At 66.4% G+C, this 20,100-nt stretch carries 19 protein-coding genes; 5 read left to right on the top strand and 14 right to left on the bottom strand.

Going from position 1 to position 20,100, the window contains the following annotated elements; genetic code table 11:
• Positions 1-27 precede the first annotated feature (27 nt).
• From U3653_RS24870 to U3653_RS24845, 6 genes are all read right to left on the bottom strand, one after another.
• Complete coding sequence (locus U3653_RS24870; RefSeq protein WP_195082452.1) at positions 28-1,155, bottom strand: glycosyltransferase; 1,128 nt, start codon at positions 1,153-1,155, stop codon at positions 28-30.
• Positions 1,156-1,248: 93 nt separating this feature from the next.
• The gene (locus tag U3653_RS24865; RefSeq protein WP_323124167.1) at positions 1,249-3,090 is read right to left on the bottom strand and encodes a putative bifunctional diguanylate cyclase/phosphodiesterase; all 1,842 of its coding nucleotides are present in this window, start codon (positions 3,088-3,090) and stop codon (positions 1,249-1,251) included.
• Between the two features lie 43 nt (positions 3,091-3,133).
• Positions 3,134-5,269, bottom strand: coding sequence for an Rv1355c family protein (locus U3653_RS24860; protein ID WP_195082451.1), 2,136 nt, complete (start codon positions 5,267-5,269; stop codon positions 3,134-3,136).
• Positions 5,259-5,924 (bottom strand): hypothetical protein, encoded by a 666-nt coding sequence (locus U3653_RS24855; RefSeq protein ID WP_195082450.1) that lies wholly within the window; start codon positions 5,922-5,924, stop codon positions 5,259-5,261. The genes U3653_RS24860 and U3653_RS24855 overlap by 11 nt, the downstream gene beginning before the upstream one ends.
• Positions 5,925-6,279: 355 nt before the next feature.
• Positions 6,280-6,714 (bottom strand): effector binding domain-containing protein, encoded by a 435-nt coding sequence (locus tag U3653_RS24850; RefSeq protein ID WP_039801008.1) that lies wholly within the window; start codon positions 6,712-6,714, stop codon positions 6,280-6,282.
• Complete coding sequence (locus tag U3653_RS24845) at positions 6,711-7,154, bottom strand: GyrI-like domain-containing protein (RefSeq protein ID WP_195082449.1); 444 nt, start codon at positions 7,152-7,154, stop codon at positions 6,711-6,713. The genes U3653_RS24850 and U3653_RS24845 overlap by 4 nt, the downstream gene beginning before the upstream one ends.
• A 257-nt stretch (positions 7,155-7,411) precedes the next feature.
• Between U3653_RS24845 and U3653_RS24840 the strand changes: the two genes are divergently transcribed.
• The gene (locus U3653_RS24840) at positions 7,412-8,224 is read left to right on the top strand and encodes a uracil-DNA glycosylase (protein WP_195082448.1); all 813 of its coding nucleotides are present in this window, start codon (positions 7,412-7,414) and stop codon (positions 8,222-8,224) included.
• Between the two features lie 30 nt (positions 8,225-8,254).
• Here the strand turns inward: U3653_RS24840 and U3653_RS24835 are convergent, their stop codons facing one another.
• The 3 genes from U3653_RS24835 to U3653_RS24825 all read right to left on the bottom strand — a co-directional run bounded on the left by U3653_RS24835 (position 8,255) and on the right by U3653_RS24825 (position 10,222).
• Complete coding sequence (locus U3653_RS24835; protein ID WP_039801014.1) at positions 8,255-8,488, bottom strand: metallothionein; 234 nt, start codon at positions 8,486-8,488, stop codon at positions 8,255-8,257.
• A gap of 85 nt (positions 8,489-8,573) precedes the next feature.
• The gene (locus tag U3653_RS24830; RefSeq protein WP_195082447.1) at positions 8,574-8,756 is read right to left on the bottom strand and encodes a ferredoxin; all 183 of its coding nucleotides are present in this window, start codon (positions 8,754-8,756) and stop codon (positions 8,574-8,576) included.
• The gene (locus U3653_RS24825) at positions 8,753-10,222 is read right to left on the bottom strand and encodes a cytochrome P450 (protein ID WP_195082446.1); all 1,470 of its coding nucleotides are present in this window, start codon (positions 10,220-10,222) and stop codon (positions 8,753-8,755) included. Before U3653_RS24825 ends, U3653_RS24830 begins: the two co-directional genes overlap by 4 nt.
• A gap of 102 nt (positions 10,223-10,324) precedes the next feature.
• Between U3653_RS24825 and U3653_RS24820 the strand changes: the two genes are divergently transcribed.
• A complete protein-coding gene (locus tag U3653_RS24820) occupies positions 10,325-10,990 on the top strand; it encodes a TetR/AcrR family transcriptional regulator (RefSeq protein WP_195082445.1) in 666 nt (221 codons plus the stop codon).
• Here the strand turns inward: U3653_RS24820 and U3653_RS24815 are convergent.
• On the bottom strand, positions 10,974-11,600 hold the full coding sequence (locus U3653_RS24815; RefSeq protein ID WP_195082444.1) for a TetR/AcrR family transcriptional regulator: 627 nt from the start codon (positions 11,598-11,600) through the stop codon (positions 10,974-10,976). The two genes, U3653_RS24820 and U3653_RS24815, sit on opposite strands and share 17 nt — an antisense overlap.
• A gap of 277 nt (positions 11,601-11,877) precedes the next feature.
• Between U3653_RS24815 and U3653_RS24810 the strand changes: the two genes are divergently transcribed.
• Positions 11,878-12,306: a DUF2511 domain-containing protein gene (locus tag U3653_RS24810; RefSeq protein WP_323124154.1), complete on the top strand. Its 429-nt coding sequence runs from the start codon at positions 11,878-11,880 to the stop codon at positions 12,304-12,306.
• Between the two features lie 233 nt (positions 12,307-12,539).
• Positions 12,540-13,070 (top strand): hypothetical protein, encoded by a 531-nt coding sequence (locus U3653_RS24805; protein WP_195082443.1) that lies wholly within the window; start codon positions 12,540-12,542, stop codon positions 13,068-13,070.
• Between the two features lie 58 nt (positions 13,071-13,128).
• Here the strand turns inward: U3653_RS24805 and U3653_RS24800 are convergent, their stop codons facing one another.
• The 3 genes from U3653_RS24800 to U3653_RS24790 form a co-directional block, all read right to left on the bottom strand.
• Entirely contained in the window at positions 13,129-14,274 is a 1,146-nt protein-coding gene (locus tag U3653_RS24800; RefSeq protein ID WP_195082442.1) for a phage tail tip lysozyme, read from the bottom strand.
• Positions 14,275-15,391: 1,117 nt separating this feature from the next.
• Entirely contained in the window at positions 15,392-17,404 is a 2,013-nt protein-coding gene (locus tag U3653_RS24795) for a hypothetical protein (protein WP_195082441.1), read from the bottom strand.
• Between the two features lie 81 nt (positions 17,405-17,485).
• Positions 17,486-17,896 (bottom strand): hypothetical protein, encoded by a 411-nt coding sequence (locus U3653_RS24790; protein ID WP_195082440.1) that lies wholly within the window; start codon positions 17,894-17,896, stop codon positions 17,486-17,488.
• Between the two features lie 439 nt (positions 17,897-18,335).
• Here U3653_RS24790 and U3653_RS24785 point away from each other — a divergent pair, with 439 nt between their 5' ends.
• On the top strand, positions 18,336-18,854 hold the full coding sequence (locus tag U3653_RS24785; RefSeq protein WP_195082439.1) for a dCTP deaminase: 519 nt from the start codon (positions 18,336-18,338) through the stop codon (positions 18,852-18,854).
• A 139-nt stretch (positions 18,855-18,993) separates the two neighbouring features.
• Here U3653_RS24785 and U3653_RS24780 read toward each other — a convergent pair whose 3' ends face one another.
• The gene (locus U3653_RS24780) at positions 18,994-19,863 is read right to left on the bottom strand and encodes a sugar phosphate nucleotidyltransferase (RefSeq protein ID WP_195082438.1); all 870 of its coding nucleotides are present in this window, start codon (positions 19,861-19,863) and stop codon (positions 18,994-18,996) included.
• Positions 19,864-20,100: the final 237 nt, after the last annotated feature.

Genomic DNA, 20,100 nt, shown 5'->3' with positions numbered 1-20,100 from the left:
AGCGGACGGCCGCCGACCGGGACGCCGTCAACGACCCAGTACCTCCAGCATGCCCGCGACGGCGCGCGGCCAGGTGAACTGCTCGGCGCGACTGCGCGCGGCGCTGCGCCGACGGGCCTGCGGCATGGCGAGCACGTCGCTGACCGCCCGCGCGAACGCGGAGGGATGGTCGGCGGCCACCGCGCCGCAGTCGGCGGTCACGATGTCGGCCAGCGCGGAGGATCGGCTCGCCACCACGGGCGTGCCCGCCGCGAGCGCCTCCAGCGCCGCGAGGCCGAAGGTCTCGTGCGGGCCCGGCGCCAGCGAGACGTCGGCGGTGGCGAGCAGGGTGGCGACCATCGCGCGCTCGGCGATGAAACCGGTGAAGTGCACGGCGGGCACCCCGCCGGGCAGCGGGGCCAGCGCGCGGGCCCGCCGCCGCAACGCCTCCCGGCGCGGACCGTCCCCGGCGACGACCAACCGCGCCTCGATGCCTGCTTCCCGCAACGCGCCGACCGCCTCGATGCTGCGATCCACCCGTTTCTCGACCGACAACCGGCCGCAGTGCACCAGCAGCGGATGACCCGGGACCCCCAGATCGGCCCGCAGCCCGCGATCACGCCGGTGCGGATTGAACAGCTCCAGGTCGACGCCGAGCGGGACCAGCTCGACGTTCTCCGCGCCGATGCGCGAGAACTCCTCCCGCGCGAAGCGGGTGGTGCACACGACGATGTCGTAATCGGTGGCGGTGTGCCGGTTGGCCACGTCGGCGCACCGCCGCGCCATCGGACCGGGCAGCACCTGACCGAGCAGGCGGTCGAGCCGCTCGTGGGAGATCATCACGCCGGTCACGCCGCGCCGCCGCGCCCAGCGACCGAAGCCGCGCAGCGTCAACCGGTCGGAGACCTCGAGCACGTCCGGCCGCAATCCGTCCAGGACGTCGGCCACCCGGCGTGGATCGGCGGCACGGTAACCGCCGGTCCACGGAATGGCCAACGCCGGCAGCGTGATCCGCACGACCCCGGTGGGCAGGATCTCCTCCGACCGGTGCGGGCCCGGCACGATCAGCACCACGTCGTGTCCGGCGGCGACGTAACCCTCGCCCAGGTGGTGCAGCGCCGTGCGCAACCCACCCGACCGCGGGCCGTAGAAGTTCGCAAGCTGAACTATGCGCACGTCGCCGATCGTGCAGCGGATCGGGTTACCCGCGCCCAACGCCGCATGAACTGCCGTGAAAGAACGGGATAACCGGCGGCGGAGGCCGTGATCTCAGTGCGCGGGCAGCCCGCGACCGGCCCGCGGCAGATCGAGATCCAGCGGAATCCGGCCCGCGGCGAGATGCGTCTCGACCTGCTCGGCCGGCATCGGCTTCGCGATCAGGAAGCCCTGCGCGCGGTAGCAGCCGAGGCCGACCAGGGTGCGCGCGGCCACCGCCGTCTCGACGCCCTCACCGACCACGCCCAGCCCGAACGAGCCGGCCAGACCGATGATGGATTTCACGATGGCCAGATCGTCGGTGCTGGCGCCGAGCCGCTGCACGAAACCCCGGTCGATCTTCACCGCGTCCACCGGCAGCGCCTTCAGATGCGACAGCGAGCTGTAGCCGGTGCCGAAATCGTCGATGGCGATCTGCACGCCCATCCGCTTGAGCCCGCGCAGCGTGACCTGGGTCCTGGCCAGGTCCTGGACCACGACGTGCTCGGTGATCTCCAGGCACACCGAGCTGCCGTCGATGCCGAACAGGCGCAGGATGTCCTCGATGCGCTCGACGAAATCGAGGCTCACCAACTGCACCGGCGAGACGTTGATCCGCATCACGACATTGCCCGCAAGGCCGCGCCTGCGCCATTCGGCGAATTGCGCACAGGCCGACCGGATCACCCAGCGCCCCAGTTCACCGGCCAGGTTCGTCGCCTCGGCGACGGTGACGAACGCGGCGGGCGGCAGCAACCCCCTGGTCGGGTGCAGCCAGCGGACCAGCGCCTCCAACGCGACGATGCGGCCGGTGCGCAGATCCACCTCGGGCTGGTAGTGCAGCAGCAGCGAGCCGTCCGACACCGCGCCGCGCAGGTTGAGCTCCACGTCGTCCTGGAGTTCGAACTGCGCGCGCATGGTGTCGGTGAACACCGCAACGCCGTTGCCGCCGCCGGATTTCGCCGACAACAGGGCGTGATCGGCGCGGCGCAGCACATCGGCGACCGTGGTCTCCCCAGGGAAGCCGAGCGCGACGCCGACGCTGGCGCCCCGGCTGACCGACTCGCCGCCCACGGTGACGCGCCGGGCGATCAACTGCTGGATGCGGTTCGCCTCGTACTCGGCGGCCACCGCGTCCATCGGCTTGGCGGGGACGATGACGAATTCGTCGCCCCCTAGTCGCGCGATCATGTCGTTCGGGTCCAGGTTCTCCCGCAATCGCGTCGACAAGGTGCGGATGAAGTTGTCCCCCGCGGTGTGGCCGAGGAAATCGTTGAGCGCTTTCAAGCGATCCAGGTCAAGGAAGAACGCGGCCACCGGGCCGGGACTGCCCGCGCGTAATCGCTCCTCCATGTGCTCGAGCAGCGCACGCCGGTTCGCCAGCCCGGTCAGGTCGTCGTGCAGCGCGATATATCGCAGACGTTCCTCCGCGACCACCCGCGCTTGCAGTTGCGCGAACAGAGCCGCGATGGCTTTGAGCACGTTGAGTTCGCGATTGCTCCACTCGCGATCACCCGACTTCACGAACCCGAGCACGCCGGTCGGCTCGCCGCGCGACAGCAGCGGGACCGCCGCCGAGGTCACCCCGACGATGCCGGAGCCGCGGCGAACGGTCTCCTGGTAATCGGCGAATTCCGGGGTCGGGCGCGCGACCATCGGCTCGGTCGCGTTCTCCAGGGCGCGGAACACCGGGTCGGCGCCGTCGAAATAGATGACGCCGAGCGGATCGGGATCGGGAATGTTCTGGCGGTGCGGCCACTCGGCGATGAGCACGGTTGCCCGGCGTTCGCGGTCGGTGTGGCGCACGTAGCTGAAATCCACGTCGAAGTACTCGACCAGTTGTGCGAGCACCCGCTCGGTGGCGGCGACCATGGTCGTGGCGTCCACACCCATGAGCTCAGAGGCGACCTGGGTCACCAACGAGTCGAGTGTCCGCCGTGGCACATTGTCTCCGATCGCGCTAACTACTGGTGTCCACACCGAGCACCGGACGCCGCCTGCTGCGTACGGTGGCGGCGGAGGCGTAGCTCAGGCGAAGCACCAACGCCATGGTCTCATGCTCAGGCACTTCCAGCAGGTCCAGGAAACGGCCCTGAAGTGACGCTAGTGTATCCGCGAAGTCGGGGGAAATCGCAGCAAGTTCGCCATGGCGTCGGGCGTAGAGGTATACCGGCGAAATCGGCTGCACGCACAATCCGAGGCGCTCGGCCCGCACCCAAACCCGCGCGACCGCAGCGCCCGCCGCCGCGTAGTCGGTCAATCGCGGGTCGATCGCGTCGAAGGTCACCGCCAGAATGGCGGAACTGGACCGCACCCGGTCACCGGTGTATTTCCCCAGCGCCGAACCACCCGACCAGGACCGCACCTGCGCCATGACGTCGGCGCGGGCGGTGATCTCGAACGCCGCTCGCTCGTCGCCGGTCAGTTCCAGGCTGCGCGCGTCGATTCCGGTCTCCGGGTCGTCGTGGGCCCAGCGGACTTCGGCGAGCATTTCCTCGTATAAACGGGGCGTGAGATAGCGAATGCGATCGGAATCCCCCAGCAAACGCGCAGCTTCTTCGATGTCCTCCGGTTCCACGACCGCGCGCAGATGCGCACCGGCCGCTTCGGCGACAGCCGTGAGCTCATCCAGCACGCCGTCGGCCAGCCTGGCCCCGGTACCGGCCCTGCGGTTGGTCTCGCGGCGCAGCACAGCGGGATAGTCGGCCGCCAGCTCGGCATTGCGATCGTTCCCCAGCCGCAGGCGGGCGAGGAGACGACCGGACCCAGGGGCGCCCTCGACGAACTCGTGCGGGCCGAGGATGCCGTGCGCGGCCGCGGCGACCCGGGCGTTGTACACGGCCGCGCCGAGCGCCACCGCGCTGCCGCGATAGCCGATGTCCATCGCCGTGCTGTACTCCGGCGCCAGCTCGATGGAGATGTCGTCGGGCCCGGCGCGCAACGACCACGGCTGCATGTTTCCCCCGGAAGGAGCCCGTTGCGCGCAGGCGAGGACGCTTTCGACGGGCCCGCAGGCGGGCTCCGGCGGCGCGTCGGCCCACACCGGCTCGTCGTTCGGCGGCGGGTCGGCCAGCTCGTCGAGATGCCCTTCCACATCGATGCGGACACGGCCGGAATCCAGCTTCATGCCCAGACCGATGCGGCGCACCGCGGCGGCCACGCTCGCGGCCCCGAGGGCGACGTCACCGGCCAGCTGCGGCCAGCTGTTCACCGTCTCGCCGACTTCGACCAGGCTCGCCCCCAGCCGCGGCGACAGCCCGGCGGCGCCGAGCAGCTGCACCACGAACGGCGCCTTCTCGCGCGAGGTCAGCCCGCGCAGATCCTGCGCGCTGACCTCGCCGAGTAATCCGTGAAACGCGGGGCGTCCCGGTTCGAGATCGAAACGCTCGACGTCCAGCAAACCGCGGTCGCTGGTTTCCATCAGTACGGGAACACGGTGCCGCGCCGCCGCCTCGCGAACCACGAGTTTCATATCCAGTGAATCGCATTCCTCGACCACTATCGCGAGACCGTCCACGAACTCGTCCACCGAATTCTCATCGACTCCGGTCTCGAAGATCCGCACCGGGAGATAAGGGTCCAACTCGGCGATCCGGCGCGCGGTTACCACCGCTTTGTTGACGCCGATGTCGAACAGCGTTCCAGGGACCCGGTTCAGATTCGACAACTCGATATCGTCCAGGTCGGCCAACCGCAGTTCCCCGCAAACGCCCTCCAGTGCGAGCAGATGCGCGATCGCGTGCCCTGCGCTTTGTCCGATGATCCCGATGGCGCGTCCGGCGAGACGTTCCTGTTCGGCCCTGGTCAGTTTGTTGCGATTGCGATCGAGCCGGATCATCCGGAAAGTGTGCGGCCCCGGCAATGCGACCACCGCGGCGCGCCAGGGATAGTAGATCCAGCGATCCGCTTCCGGCCCCTCCGTGAAATCCGGCGCGGCCACCATTCTGTCGTGTTCGGACCGCAAGGACGCGCGCAGGTCGCGGAATACGATATGCGGGTCGGCGCGTAGCGCGGCGAGTGTCCGCGCGTCCTCGGGTTCGGCGGGGTCGAGGATCAGTGGCCGGTGATCCGCCGCTCGGCTGCGGTCATCGCCCATGTCCGCGCCGGCCCTCCGTCGCCCGCCCGATTCCGCATCGCAGGTCGGCCGGATGCTCGGCAGGCAGGCCGAGCTCGTCCTGTTCGCGTCGCGTCAGGAATCGCTGCGACTCCTCGGCTATCGCGGCGTGGCCGCGGGTGTCCCACCACAATGGAACGGTCCGGTAGCGCTCGTCCGGATACGGCACCGCGCGGATGTGTTCGGCCGCGACGGCGCCGCAGGCCTCGTGGCGGGCCACGGTGAAGGAGGCCACCGTCGCGAAACCGTAGCGGGCGCCGAGCAGGCGCGCGCCGTGCAGCACGGTGCGTGAGATCGCGGCACTGAGTTCGCCCCGGTGGGCGGCGTCACGAGCGACCCACGCGCCTTTGGCCTCGACCACGCCCTGCGGTATCCGGTCGGCAATCATCCGCCGCAGGTCGTCCGCGCCCGGCTGACCGGCCCACTCGACCAGCGCGTGCGCCTGCCGCGCGTCGGTGTACGGGCCCTGCATCCGCACCCCCGCGACCATCTCGCCGCCGGCGTCGAGCGCGACGAAGAACAGCGACGACGACGCCCCGTCGGCGACCGATTCGTATTCGAGCGCCTGTTCGACACCGAAACGCCGGTAGACCTCCCGCGCCCCGTGCAGATACCGGCGCCAGAGTTCCGGTTGCACGTCCGGTTCGGAGACAAAGAACGCACACTCGGATTGCGCGTCGTAATACCGTCGCACTCCCCGCCCACGGGAGTTCCTCGGCACGACTGCAATCAGATCCACAGTCATGTTGTTCCTACTCCATCGCCGCGCTGCCATGCGCGATAGTCCAGCCCGATGCAGCCCCCCACGGCCCGAGCCGAGACGAAGTTGCCCAGGGCAGTATCCGTCATCGGACAGGAATTGACCAGCCGTCCGGCTAATCTTCCGAAAACTCTCCGGTACACGCGATATCTTCGCAGGTCAAACCGAATGTATTCCATATCGGAAATAACATGGAGACCAGTTGGTTCGGGGTTAGTTACTTATCAGCAAGCTAAACGAGGATGGAAATGAACAACTCGACCGATTCCGGGCCGTGCCAGATCTCGATCTCTTCACGGTAGGCCCGCGTGATCTCCGCGGATGCCGTCGCGTCGTCGACCTGCGCCCAGACGTCCTCCACCGGATCGTGATAGTCGCCGTTCGGCGCGAATCGGGCATAGACGCCTTTGGGGACGCGTACCAAGACGTCGCCCACCGGCACGGCGTCCGGCGCGGGATACTCGAAACACACCACCGCGTTGTAGTTCCCGGCCGGGTCCGGCACGTACACCGTGTACATCGGACGGTCGGCACCGTCCCGGTCGCGCAGCCGGTCCTTGAGGAACTCGATGAGGTCGCTGTTGCTGACCTTGAAGCTCGGGCGCACCCGCGGGACGACCAGCCCGCCGTAGATCGCCTCGGCCCGCACCACGATCGCATAGCTCATCGCGCGTCGACCGCCAGGTACAGATCGATCTTGTAGGCGTGCGGATAGCACTCGAAATCGCCGGTGTAGGTCCGTTTGATCTGGTTGTGTTCCTCGGCGTAGGCGATCTGCGTCCACAGGTCGGTCATCACCTGCGGGAAGTTGCCCACCGAGGAGAACCGGGCGTAGGCGCCGCGCGGCAGCCGGGCCACCAGGTGACCGCGGGTGACTTCACCGAAGGACGCGCACTGATACCCGACGATCTGGGTGTTGTACGTGCCCAGCTCACCGGTGTAATCGGTGTAGGCGCTGGCCAGCGGGCCGCCGAGTTCCTGGTGCAGCACCGCGGCCCAGGCGGCCTCCAGATCGCGGTCACGCAGTTCCCCGAGCGCGCGTTTGGGGCTGCGTACCGGCAGCCCGGCAACCCACGTCTCGTCCCGCTCGACGATCTCAAACTGCATGGAAAGACTCTTTCGAAAGAAGCCGGAGGTGAACCACCGCATCCGGTCGGTCGGAACCGCCATGCTACCAACCCGGACCGGGTGGTACCGATCACATATCACCGTCGGTGACCGCTCGATCACCCCGCTGAACTGGACGGATGTCCGAAGCGGTACGGTCCGGACGGGACCGATCAACGGGCAACGGCACCGGCCGGTCGCCTCGAAGCGCGATCGTCCGGTTCGTCCCTCCCGTGGCAGCACCGAACGGAGTTCTGATGCACGAGACGCCGATCTTCGGCCGATCCCGGCGCCCGGGAGTCGCGCCGGAACCACCCCGGACGGCCACTGACGTGTGCCGGACCATCGCCGAACTCGACGCGGCGGTCGCCGACTGCTTCGCCTGCCCCAGACTGGTCGCGTGGCGTGAACTCGTCGCGCGAGACAAACGCGCCGCCTTCCGCGACCAGACCTATTGGGGCCGCCCGGTACCCGGCTTCGGTCCGGCGGACGCGCGGATGCTGCTCGTCGGCCTCGCACCCGCCGCACACGGCGGCAACCGCACCGGCCGCATGTTCACGGGCGACCGCAGCGGCGACGTGCTCTTCGCGGCGCTGCACGCGGTGGGTCTGGCCAACCAGCCGACGGCGGTCAGCGCCGACGACGGTCTGCGGCTGCACGGCGTGCGCGTCACCGCCCCGGTGCACTGCGCGCCGCCGGACAACAAGCCGACACCGGCCGAGCGGGATCGCTGCGGTCACTGGCTGAAAACCGAATTGCGCCTGCTGACGCCCACCGTCCGCGCGGTGGTGGTGCTCGGCGCGTTCGGCTGGCAAGCCCTGCTTCCGGTGCTGGCGGGCGCCGGCTGGGCCGTGCCGCGCCCGCGACCGAAATTCGGCCACGGCGCGCACGTCGAACTGGCGGCGTCCGAGGCGGGCCGCGCTCCGCTGCACTTGTTCGGCTGCTACCACGTCAGTCAGCAGAACACCTTCACCGGACGACTCACCCCGGCCATGCTGGAAGCGGTGCTGGCCGAAGCGGCGCTGGCCGCGGGGCTCGAGGTGCGGCGCAGCCACGCGCCGCGCGGATGACCGGGCGCGCATCGCCGCTCGGCAGCGGGTTCAGACGTGATCGACCAGGGCCGGATGACCTGCTTCATGGGCGCAGTGCGCGCAGCAGAAGTAGTCCCCGCGCGCCTCGACGCCGTGACCGACGATCCGGCAGGAACAGTGCGTGCACGTCGGGGCCATGGCGGTGATCGCGCATTCGAAGCTGTCGAAGGTGGCGGACTGGCCGTCACGGGTGATGGTGAACGTCTTGTCGTACTCGTTTCCGCAGGTGTCGCAGGTGGCCATGAGCTGTGGTCCTCTCGCGTCGATGGGCTCGAGCATCGCAGTTCGCGGTACCCAGTGCCGTGCGCGCGAAACGATCCGGAAGACCTCAGCCCAAGCGCAGAGCTCCGACCGGGCAGCTGTCCACGACGAGCTCGAGCAACTCCCGGTCGGCCCCTTCGGTGTCGGCCGCGACGACGACTCCGTCCGCGCCGACCTGGAACAGGTCCGGCGCCAGCGCTTCACACATGCCGTGACCGGCGCACACGGCGCGGTCGGCGATGATCCTCATCGGCCGATCCGCTCCAACCGGATGGGCAGGCCGTCGGCGGGCACCGGCCCGGTCCCCGCGACCAGCGGCAGCTGATAGCCGTCCGGCACGCTCCAGCGATACCGCAGCAGCATCTGGTGCATCACCGCTTTCACCGTCATGCCGCCGAAGTAGAGGCCGATGCACTTGTGCGCCCCGCCGCCGAAAGGCGCCCACGCGAAGCGGTGCGATCGGTCCTCGCGACGATGCTCGGCGAAACGCTCCGGGTCGAAGGTGTCGGGATCGTGCCAGTACTCCGCGTTGCGCATGAGCCCGTACGTGCCACAGAGGATGAACGTTCCCTTCGGCAGGTAGTAGCCGAGAATGTCGGTGTCTGCGATGGTTTCGCGGACCTGCTGAGCCACCGGCGAATAGACCCGCAGCGCCTCCTTGAACGCGAGGTCGAGCGAGGGCAGGCGGTCGAGATCGTCGTAGTCCAGCGCCGGCTTGCCCAGCGCGACGGATTCGGCGCGCAGCCGCTCCTGCCATTCGGGATGCCTGCCGAGCTCGTAGGCGAGCATGGAGGCCGCGATGGTGCTGGTGTCGTGGGCGGCCATCATCACGAAGATCATGTGCTCGACCACCTCGGCGTCGGTGAAGCTCTCGCCGTCGGCGGTGCCGGCCCGGCACAGCACGCTGAACAGGTCGTTGCCGTCACCGGCGCGCTTGGCGGGCAACTCGCGGCGGAAGTGTTCCTCGAGCACCCGGCGCCCGCGCACGCCGCGCGCCCACACCCCGCCCGGCACGTTCGCCCGGATCAGGGCCGCTCCGCCGCGCACCGCGTCCTCGAAAGCGCGTTCCAGGCGTGCGGCGTCCGCGCTGGGTTCCGCGCCCGCGAAGACCTCGGTGGCCTGCTGGAGCAGCAGCTTCTTGATCGCCCGGTAGACGCGGAAGTCCTCGGCGGGCTCCCACCGCGCGATGGCGCTGGTGATCCGAGGCGTGGTCATGTCGAGGTAGCCGATCAACCGTGGCCGGGTGAAGGCCTGCTGCATGACACGCCGATGGAAGAGGTGGTCGTCGAAGTCCCGCAGCAACAAGCCGCCGCGGAAGAACGGGCCGATCAGCCACTCCCAGCCGCGCTGCGCCGACAGCACCTTGTTCCGGTCGAGCATCACCGCCTCGTACCCCTCCGGACTGCCGAAGGTGACCATCCGGCGACCGAGCATGCCCATCCACTGCACTGGTCCGAGTCGATCGAATCGCGCTCGCGCGAATCCGATCGGATCGGCCAGCGCGTGCACGGTGTACCCGATCCCGGGGAGCCCGAAGTCGCCCGGCACCGGTTTCAGGCCGCTGCCCGGCGGCGGATCGGCGAGCGGACGCACCGGAGCGGGGTAATGCGCGACCGCCCGCGCGGCGGCGCGCTGCGCGTGCCAGGCCCACGTGGTCCGCGCCTGGCGGATCGTGCCGGAGACTTCGTCGAGCGACTGGGGCACAAGCAGACTCATGACCGTCTTTCCCTTCGCGACACTGCGATAGTCCGACGATAGAGGAAACGACCGTTTCCGTAAACATTTGTTTCCCAATTTTGGCTGTGCCAAGCTGACCTGGTGACCCGAACCGTCAGCGGCACCTACCGCGGGGCGTCGACGGCCGAGCGCCGCGAGGACCGGCGCAGGCGGTTGCTCGACGCCGCGCTCGACATCATCGGCACCCAGGGGCTGTCGGCGTTGACCGTGCGCGGGGTGTGTGAACACGCCAAGGTCGGTCCGCGGTTCTTCTACGAAGCGTTCCCCGATCGCGACGCGCTCGCCTCCGGCGTGCTGATAGAAATCCAGCAGGCGGCGCTGGATCGGGCGAAGGCCGCGATCGCCGAGACCCAGGGCACGCCCGCCGACCGCATCCGCGCCGGGGTCGCGGCCCTCATCGTCGAACTCACCGACGATCCGCGGCGCGCGAAAGTGGCGTTCGCCCAGACCTATGGCGACGAGGCGCTCATGCGCAGCCGGTTCGCGGGCATGCGCCAGGTCGCCGACGTCATCATCGAGCAGACCCGCCTGGTGCTCGAGTTGCCGGAGGGACAGGACACCGCGATCGCCGCGACCTCCCAGCTGATCACCGGCGGCGCGGCCGAGCTGGTCTTGGTCTGGCTGGACGGGGGTCTCGACGTGGATCGGAACGGTCTTATCGCATTGCTGGCCGATTTCACCGTGGCGATGCTGGATCGGCTGCCCGCGGTCGCCGGACGGCTGTCCGGCCTCACACCAGATTCCTGATCAGCGAGGACATCAGCGGCTCGCGCAGGCCGGGCAGCGCGGCGAAGTCGCCCGCGACCACACGGTTGGTCGCCAGCGCGACCACCGCGCCGATCACCGCTTCACCCGCAAGCCGCTGATGCGGGCGGGTCGCGCCGAGGGCGGCGGCGAATCCGTCCACCAGAGCCGCCTGGGTGGCCAGCCGCCGCTCCAGCACCGGCCTTCCCGCCGCGTACACCTCCACCAAGAAGACCCGCGCGACCTGGGGCTCCTGCGCGAGGGTGGAGAAATACGCGTCGAGCGCCCGGTCGATGCGCTCCAGCGGCGCACCGTCAGCCGCGAGTGCGCCCGCGATCCTGGTCATCACGATCTCCACGGCCATGTCGTAGGCGGCCAGGAAACACGCCTCCTTGTTGGCGAAGTGCTGGTAGAAGGTCATCCTGGACACCTCGGCCCGCTTCAGCACGTCCGCCACCGTCGCCGCGGCGTAGCCCTTGTCCGCGGCCGCCTCGATCATCGCCACCAGCATGCGCGACCGCTGCGCGGCCACCACCTCTTCCGGCGCGATCCCGTGATTGCCGCCGTGCAGTTTCCCGCCCGCCCGCGCCTTCAGCAACGATCCTCGCTCCACGTTCCGATGCTAAGCATCCGCGCACCGGTCGCGGGCCCGGTCGGCATACGACGACGTGCCTGGAATCGAACCGCGACCGGCACGAACGAGGCAGGGTGGCCGTCCGAGAGTGCTCGCGGAGTGATCCACACCTTCGGCGACATCTGCTGCTGGGAACCAGTGCCCAATCTCCCAATCACCTCACCCGATCTCGATATCGCTCGCGCCGAGAGGGTTTCGACCAGTAAGCTGCCTGCGGAGCGCCTGGGGACGGCGCAACAAAAAGGGGGGAGCACGGATGACCGTGTCAAAGGAACGCACCGCTCTCGAGAGTCGCGCAGGATATGTCGCGCGAATACTGGCCGCCTGCGCCATCGCCGGTGCATTGGCGACCTCGGCATGTGGCGGCGGATCAGGCCCGAAGCATCCCGCGCACCCCACACCGTCGCCCCTCCCGGCGCCTACTTCCAGCAGCCAGGCGATAAGCAGCGAGAACCTGGGCTACCTGTGGCCGCTCACCGTCGATCGGGGCACTCTGGAATGCCGCCCCGGTGACCTGGCCGTGTTCATCGGCCCGGACGGCGCCGTCTACGCCCTGAACGACAACGCCTCTCATGCCGGATTCGCCGACATCGAGCCCCTACGGGCCACCGGCGCCGACGGCGACAAGGTCAGCCTCGGCGCCCTGCGCAGCAAAACCCTCGGACTCTGTCATCTGCCCGGCTGACCGCCATCCTGCGCACAACTTCTCCGCCCTCACCGCATGCATGCGACCCGATGTCCTGACTTTCCGCCGATCCACATAGCGCCGGTGCGCGGGCATTGCCCGGCTCCTAGACTGGAGAACTGCGGCGCGGTCGACCGCAGGAAATGCCACGGCATTTTCCGCGATCGGCAAAACCAGATGTCCCGATCAGCAAGGGCCGCCTACCGCGGCCCGTCCCGATGGAGGAGGGCCGCATGCCCGACTCGTTCCACATGCGCGTCTGTCTGCTCGGCCAGGGCTGCGTCTGCCCGACGGTCACCGTATTCCTCGCACCCGAGCCACTGATTCCGGGCGGCAACATGCTGCACCTGGTCGAACAAACCCCGATCGCCGATGACACCGGCGCACCCGGCGTCGATCCCGAGCTGATCGGTCTGGTCGAGACCGAGCCCACCGGTCCAGCACTGCGCACCGAGGTCCACGAATTCCGTCCCGGCCGCCCCGATCCGCACCAAGTGCACGACATCCTGCACGACCACCACATCACCGACGTCGCCCCGATGGGCCTGGACGTCGGCGACCCCACCGAACTCACCCGCCTGGCACTGCTGCCCGAACACTCGATCGGCTACCGCCGGATCGACGACTTCCAGCAAGTAGCGACCGCCCGCGCCATGCTCGCGGTCTATCGCCTGTTCGAGGTCGATCAGCGAATCCGCTTGATGTACCACGGTTTCGCGGATCCTGGCCGGGGCTGGTTCGCCCTGCGCACCGCCACCGCCTGAGCGTTCGCGGATCAGGCAGCGGGTTCGCGAGTCCGGCACGCCTGGGCTGATAGGCGAACTACGCCGACACGGAGGTCTTCGAAGTATCGGGAATGGAGTCCGCGAACGCCTCCGCAGCATCCATACGTTTCTGCCGACTCGTACCGGCGCTTCTTTCGTAGTACTGATCGAAGGCCGCGGCGCCCGCTGAAGGCGATCTCGCGGCGGCTGCCTTGAATTTCGCGTAAGCCGACGATTCGCTGGTGTTCATTTCATGCATCATGAAGTCGACTTGCTTCTTCCAGCTGCCGACATTCTTGCCCGCGTAGGCTCGCAGCGCGTCGTCCCGGCCGCCTTCCCACTGGATCAAGCCGATGGCGCCTTCCGCGGAATTGTAGGCCCCGGTGTTGAAGCTGGATTCGATTTGCATATTGCCGAGGATCGCCACCGCTTCGTTGTGTGTCAGGCCGTACTTGTCCCGGAGGTAGCGATAGATTTCCTCCGCCTTCGCCTTCTGCCCGCTGCTGATCGGCTCGGCATTCGCGGCGGAACCGACGTAATTGGAGTAGTCGGCCGAGCCGGGGCCGGAGCCGTTGTAGCCGGAGCCGTTGTAGCTGGGGCCGCTGTAGCCGGTATTCGTCGGAGCGCCGCTGCCCTTGTAGGTGGGAGCCGAGCCGCCGATCTTCTCGGCCTGCTGCTGGATCTTGTCGTGCGCGTCCACGACCTCGTCGTGGGTCTGGTCGACAGCCTTGGACACGGCCGACATGAGAGACGCGTTGGCGTCCGGCGACAAGTACGGGGCAGGGTGCGGATTCTCTTTCGTCGCCTTGGGCCGGATCGGCTCGGGCGCGTTCTCCAACGTCGTTTTGAGTTCAGCGACATAGTCCTTGATGTCGCCGAACGCGTTGGAAACGATCTTGGATGTCGCGAAAGCGGAGGTGTCGACGCCTCGATCGCTGATGTGTATCTTCTTTTTCGCGGCGTCCACCGTATTCGCCAAGGCCTTGTAGTCCTTGACCATCACGGAGCCGGATTCCTCGTCGATGTCGACGACCTTGCCGTCACCTTCCAATTGCTTCGCGTAGTCGGGAATAGTCGTGTCCCCCGAGCCGAGTACTTCCACCAGCGACTGGATCGCCGACCTGCCCCACTCGATGAAGTGCTTCAGCCCCTCCGACGCCCCCTCGGGATACGGCATCTTGGGCACTTCGTACCGCTCCGTCATCGAGGAATCCGCATCTCAGGTACCGCCATCGCATCCTCTGCTCACTACAGGACTGTGAGGCCACTGCGCGGCCCAGTCCGCAGCTGCCCGCTTCAAGTATTGATCATCCCCGGCACTGGGAAACCGCCGCGAACCACCGTCGACCGAGACGGCGGAAGAGGGCGGATTCCATGCTGGTCGCCTACTGGCGTGGGTCCGGGCATCACAGCCGTCGAGCCTTGGGCGGTCCAGCGGCCGAAGCGGGTCACCAACTGGTCCGAGTCGGCGCTGATCGAGTCGCAGAAGGGGCCGGATGCGACCGCGTGAGGCCCACAAGGAACTCCGACATCGGTCCCAGCGAGGTCATCCCTCTCTCCCAAATCGACGCGGCAGCCACCTCGGCAAGACTCGGCATGAATCGTCACAACGGGCAGCGTTCCGGTGTCCGCCGTTCGACCGACTCGCCCTCGAACCGCCCGCGGGCGGTTCTACGAAACGGCCGATTTCAGAGACGCAAGGCGCCGCGTTGATCCGCGAATCGAGTCGGACGAACGGCTGACAGATAGCCACGCCGGTGTCTGTTGGCGCCGATAAATCCTCGGCTACAGCGACGGGCAGTAGAACGGAGGAGGAACCAGGATGTCGCACAGGCTATGATCGGGGCCAGGGCGGAAAATATTCACCAGAAACATAACAGATCTCCTGTCTGCTTGTCGTTTATTATCAGACCTTTTCGGCCGCTATCGAGTATGAGTCGGCACCGCCGCCGATCACAATGGCGAACCGATGATTTTCTGTATTTCACCAGGTCGGAAAGGGTTACGAGGTGACCGGTCCGGACAATCCGAAACCGCACCTCCGCGCGCGTGAATCCAAGCGCGGGAAAACCTTCGGATACCGACACGGCGACCGCCGCCGCCTCGCCGGGACTGGGAATTCGTCGGTCGGAGGCAGCGGCGGTGCCGACTACCGGAGCAGGGTATGAGGGGACTGCCCGGTAGGTATGGGCGGGCAGAGCGTCAGGCAGGGCCGTCACAGCGGGCGCAATGCAGCTACTACAGCAGCTCGGCGGCCCCTCGCCCTTCCGGGCCGCACGACTGAAAGATGCAGTGGTGGCGACAGCTATGTTCCTGCTGACTCATATGATGTCTATCGGCCTTGTCGCAAACCACGGACATCCGTTCACAACAACAATCGCCCTCAGGCTGTGCCTGCCGCGGGGTAAGTTCTCCGGTATATGCAACATCCCGTTGACCAAGGATGCCTCCGAAGTATGACTTTGCGCGGCGAGGTAGCGCACTTCGGTCCCGGCCCCTGTATCCCAGGGCTGCCATTCCAGATGCACCATGCCGGCAAGAAACACTGTGCTCTGGTTCTCTTTGTCTATGGAGACTTCTGTTGTATAGCGGACGGAGGCTCCACGGGCGACGCTGTCCGGCCCCGCGATGGACAGTGCAGTTACCGGATGACCGACGTCGTAGATCGTCCCGCAGCGATGACATGTCCGGTCGATTCGCGTCACTTCGGACAGCCAATATGTGCAGCGGGCAGAATTCAGCACCGACCCGCAATAGGGACAACGATTATCACGATTCCTGTAGTACTCTCGGACCCGCACCCCGCCGACATCGACATGGGTCATCCTCCGAGGTCCTGCCGCCATCGCCTTGTAGAACACCTCCGCGATCGATTTACTCATCGCTTGCCACCGCGCTGTCTCGTCCGCCGCGATATCCGCCAGTCGCGACAGACTGCCCGGCAGAGGAATCGCACGATCAACGCCCGAATTCTCCAGCAGCCCGGTGATACGGGCGATCTCGTTGACCACGGATTGATACAGGGCAAGCGGTTCGTCCAGCGCTCCGGGATCAGTGCCCGCCACATGTTTCACGACCGTGTCGAGCATCATCCTGGTGAAGCCGAGGCTCGGCGCGCTCTGCCAGTAATCGACCACTTCCGTGACCTGCGGTGGCACGTCAGGCGGCTCATAGAACAGTACGGGTTCCCGAATCGGCTCGGTGCCATGGTTGAACACGGTGACCACGCCACCTTTGGAGTGCACCGATCCCACGCAATTATCCGAGTCGAATCGGAAGTATCGAAGATCCCTCCCGTCCAGATCGACCTCGAACGATCTGATCTCCCCGGCGGGAACCTCCCACGCGTTCGAGTTCGTAGGCGCCCCTGACTCCGCAGCTGCACGAATACGACGTCCGGGTAGTCCGTAGAGCACCCATGGAGCCGCACCGAACTCACGCAAGGACAACCTGTTCAGTTCCACGGCTGTCCGACCGAGCGATTCTCCAGCCATCAACAGTCCGACACCACGCAGAGCGACCCTGTCGTCACCGATGAGCGGCTCGTACGTCGTCAGCAGGTTACGCAACGAATCAGAGGCTAGAAGACGCTGGCCGAGCGAAACCTTCGGTGAGAACATGCCATTCGAAGCCATGCTGCCGTTACAGACCTGCCAGAGGAGAATTTCCGCATGAAAGATATCCGGCCGACTTCGGGTAGGCGGTACATGCGCCTTTTCAGTCCTGACCCCGCGGGCACAAGGTCCGCCGTCAGCGCACGGCAATGACCCGGGGCCTTCCGAATGGTAGTCCTGATCCAGGGTGGAACACAGGACGGCGCCGCCGAGTGGCGCGTTCATACCGTTGGCATGACTGACGACGGCGACGATGTCACGAGCGGCGCCGACAGCCTCGAGGAGGGCCGCGGACCCGAACTCGATCACCTCCACCCGATCTGTCGATTGCAGCGGAAACTGCGAAAAGCCGAACTGGCTCGATATGAGAGCAGGCCTCATCGGATGAGCTACCGGGCTGTCCTGGAGCAACTTCGACAACTGGGCACGGGTGGTCGTCTCACCCATCCAGGTCGCGATGAATCCGATCTCCGACTCCGCTTCGGCGCACGCGAAGACGACATCACTGAGACGATCGAAATCCAAGTACGCTGGTGGGGCGATCACTGCCCCAGCTACTTCGGCGGGTCGGTTCGCTATGTCACCGACCGAATCGAAGACCATCGGATCGAAAATATCGGCATGATCGTGCAAGAATTCGCGCACGACGCTGGGCGTGTCGCCGAAGATCACGACTCGCGTTTTCATCGGAGCGGCCGACGCTTCGTGGTCCCGAGACACGAAACCCTCCTATTCTGTGTCCGGGCTTGGGGCAGGCCGCACCTGCCCCAAGCCCGGGTCCCTAGGCCAGCGGTTCAGCTGTCACCACAGAGCAACGCCGGGGCGGACCACCTGATCCGACACGGCGACCACCGCAGTGTCGGAAGCAGAACGCTCGCTGTGCAGCGTGGCCGCTTGCGCGACCTGACCGCCGATCATGACGGTGGCAGCGCCGGCGATCAGCGCAACGGCGGCCTTCTGCTTCGTCTCGGTCTTCATGTGATACTCCTCTTCATTTAACTCCGCGATCTTTTCGCGAAGACCTGGGGAGTGCGACGTGCGCACGAGTGTGATTTCTTCACGACGCAGGCGGTTGATTGATTCCGCCTGCTCGAACCGCACGCGCACAATGTTCGGCCACGGCGCTATCGCATTCATGACCTCATTCGGACACAAGGCTTCGACATCGCTACCCGGAGCGTTATCGACGTAAAACTGTGTACGTCGGTTCACGCACCTGCTCGATGGTGCGACATCATCGCCTGCCAGTCAGAGCACAACCCCCGTTGGCATATCAGCGTTGATGATTCCCCCTCTGATCGTTTCGCTTGCGAGTACCCCTGGAGGCGATATCGCGCATCTGAACACTATGTCGATCGATCATTGATCTGCAATGGCGCCCGGACTCCACGGATACATAGGCGCATGTCACCGGCAGGATAATCTTGTCCGGACCGGACGCCGGATCGGTGCCGCATAGCCGGTAGAAATACACCGCTGGCACTTTTGCCGAGCACAGAGCTATACTCGACCGCGTTCTGGCGCAGCATTGTCACCGACCGTGCCGCCGGATGGCAGCTGTCGACGGACACACTTTGAATGACGCCGTTTCGCGACAGAAGACTCGTCGACGCCGAGTGCTGCAAGATTTCGATTCGGGGAGGAAAATCGCATGGTGCTGACGGGCCGGAAAATCATCGAAGCTGTTCGCAAGGGGGAAATAGTAATCAATCCCTTCGATGAAGCCGCGGTGAATCCGAACAGCTATAACTACCGTCTCGGCGCAACGCTACGCACCCTCGAGTCCGAGGTCGTGGACGCCCGCGGGAAGACCGAATACGCGGAGCATCCGATACCGGATGAAGGATTGGTGCTGCAACCAGGACGGGTCTACCTCGGTACGACTGTCGAGGTCATCGGAAGCGACAGGTACGTCCCCTCGCTGATCGGCCGATCGTCGATGGGTCGGCTGGGAGTGTTCCTGCAGATATCGGCGGATCTCGGCAACCTGGGCGTTGTCCACCAGTGGACGTTGGAGATCGTCGTGTGCCAGCCTGTCCGTCTGTACGCCGGTATGACGGTCGGTCAGGTTTCGTTCTGGATGCCTACGGGCGACCGGACGACCACCTACGAGGGATACTTCGGCAGCTACTCCGAGGCGGTCCTGCCCCGCCCCGGCCAGCTGAACTGACCACCGCGGCGCGAGGGAAGGCTCCGGGGCCGCCCTGACGGCAGCTACCCGCCCCTGTCGTCCCGGGATGAACGGTGCTACTGAACCCGACCACGTGCAGCCCGCACGTGGTCGAGGTCGTCCCGGACTGATCGAGGCCTTACACCGGGCTCAACATCGAGGAATTCTCGGCCTCGCGCTCGGCTGTCGAGAAGTAGTTGACGGCGGCGACAAGCCCGTCCACGCTGCCGAGGTCGAAATAGTCGCCGTGTGAACGCTGCACGCGAACCGCTTCCGGATCCGCACTCGAGACCGCCGCAAGGCCGTCGGTGAGGTAGATCTCGCCGGAACCCGGGTCCGTTTCGACCGACGCCAGCGTCGCGAAGAACGTCGCCGGAAAGACGTAGCGGCTGATATTGATCAGCAACGGTCGTCCGTCGTCCGGAATCTCCTTCGCCTTCTCCGCTATGCCACGCAGGTACAGCGCTCCACCGATCTCTTCGGTCGCAAGCAGACCGTACCGGCCCAGATTCTCGGGCGTCGCCGGTTGGCCGACGATCCCGTAGGAATCGCCTGCAGTCTCGGCGAGGGAAGCGAGGGTCGACGCACCTGATTCGTCGGCGAGGAGGTCGTCGCTGGACAGGTAGAAGAAGCTGTCGTCGCCGACGAATTCGCGAGCCAGCAACACGGGAATGGCCGTGCCGTATCCTTCTTTCAGCGACTGCTCGAGGAAAACCAACTCGGGCACGCTCGCCGTCTCGTCGAGCGCCGTCGCCTTGTCTTCCCAGCCGCGCAAGGCAAGCAACTCCCTGAGATCGCTGTCGCACCCGTAGTAGTGCTGGATCTGAGTGCTTCCCTCGCGGACAACGATGGCGATCTGCTCGACACCAGCCCGCGCGCACTCGCGGATCATGTAGTCGATCGCCGGCCGACGACCAAGGGGCAACATCGCCTTGTCGATCGTCTTCGTGATCGGGTACATGCGTGTACCCAATCCAGCGGCTGCGATGACTGCCTTGCGAACGGTCATGAGTCGGCGTGCTCCTTGGTGGATGAACCTATCGGCTGAGGTTGCGGATCACTTTCACACCAGGTCAGCGTAAGCGGTCTCAGGCTAGCGCTTGGCGACTCGATGCGGAAGCGGCCGGCGGTTTCGTCGGTTCGACGTGTCCAATGCTCGGCTTCACTCTTGCACCAGCAGCATCGGACGGCAAATCACAAGAAAGGTTTCCGCTCAACGTGTTTGAGCCGTTGACGTTTTGTTGTC

The sequence above is a fragment of the Nocardia implantans genome (assembly GCF_035544775.1).
In the GTDB taxonomy this organism is placed as follows: domain Bacteria; phylum Actinomycetota; class Actinomycetes; order Mycobacteriales; family Mycobacteriaceae; genus Nocardia; species Nocardia implantans.
This window is presented reverse-complemented; position numbering and strand designations above follow the sequence as displayed.

Bases quoted from the DNA above. Each gene is read 5' to 3' on its own strand.
- U3653_RS24860 (WP_195082451.1), bottom strand. From the start codon at position 5,269: ATGGGCGATGACCGCAGCCGAGCGGCGGATCACCGGCCACTGATCCTC.
- U3653_RS24850 (WP_039801008.1), bottom strand. From the start codon at position 6,714: ATGAGCTATGCGATCGTGGTGCGGGCCGAGGCGATCTACGGCGGGCTG.
- U3653_RS24845 (WP_195082449.1), bottom strand. From the start codon at position 7,154: ATGCAGTTTGAGATCGTCGAGCGGGACGAGACGTGGGTTGCCGGGCTG.
- U3653_RS24840 (WP_195082448.1), top strand. From the start codon at position 7,412: ATGCACGAGACGCCGATCTTCGGCCGATCCCGGCGCCCGGGAGTCGCG.
- U3653_RS24835 (WP_039801014.1), bottom strand. From the start codon at position 8,488: ATGGCCACCTGCGACACCTGCGGAAACGAGTACGACAAGACGTTCACC.
- U3653_RS24830 (WP_195082447.1), bottom strand. From the start codon at position 8,756: ATGAGGATCATCGCCGACCGCGCCGTGTGCGCCGGTCACGGCATGTGT.
- U3653_RS24825 (WP_195082446.1), bottom strand. From the start codon at position 10,222: ATGAGTCTGCTTGTGCCCCAGTCGCTCGACGAAGTCTCCGGCACGATC.
- U3653_RS24810 (WP_323124154.1), top strand. From the start codon at position 11,878: ATGACCGTGTCAAAGGAACGCACCGCTCTCGAGAGTCGCGCAGGATAT.
- U3653_RS24805 (WP_195082443.1), top strand. From the start codon at position 12,540: ATGCCCGACTCGTTCCACATGCGCGTCTGTCTGCTCGGCCAGGGCTGC.
- U3653_RS24800 (WP_195082442.1), bottom strand. From the start codon at position 14,274: ATGACGGAGCGGTACGAAGTGCCCAAGATGCCGTATCCCGAGGGGGCG.
- U3653_RS24785 (WP_195082439.1), top strand. From the start codon at position 18,336: ATGGTGCTGACGGGCCGGAAAATCATCGAAGCTGTTCGCAAGGGGGAA.
- U3653_RS24780 (WP_195082438.1), bottom strand. From the start codon at position 19,863: ATGACCGTTCGCAAGGCAGTCATCGCAGCCGCTGGATTGGGTACACGC.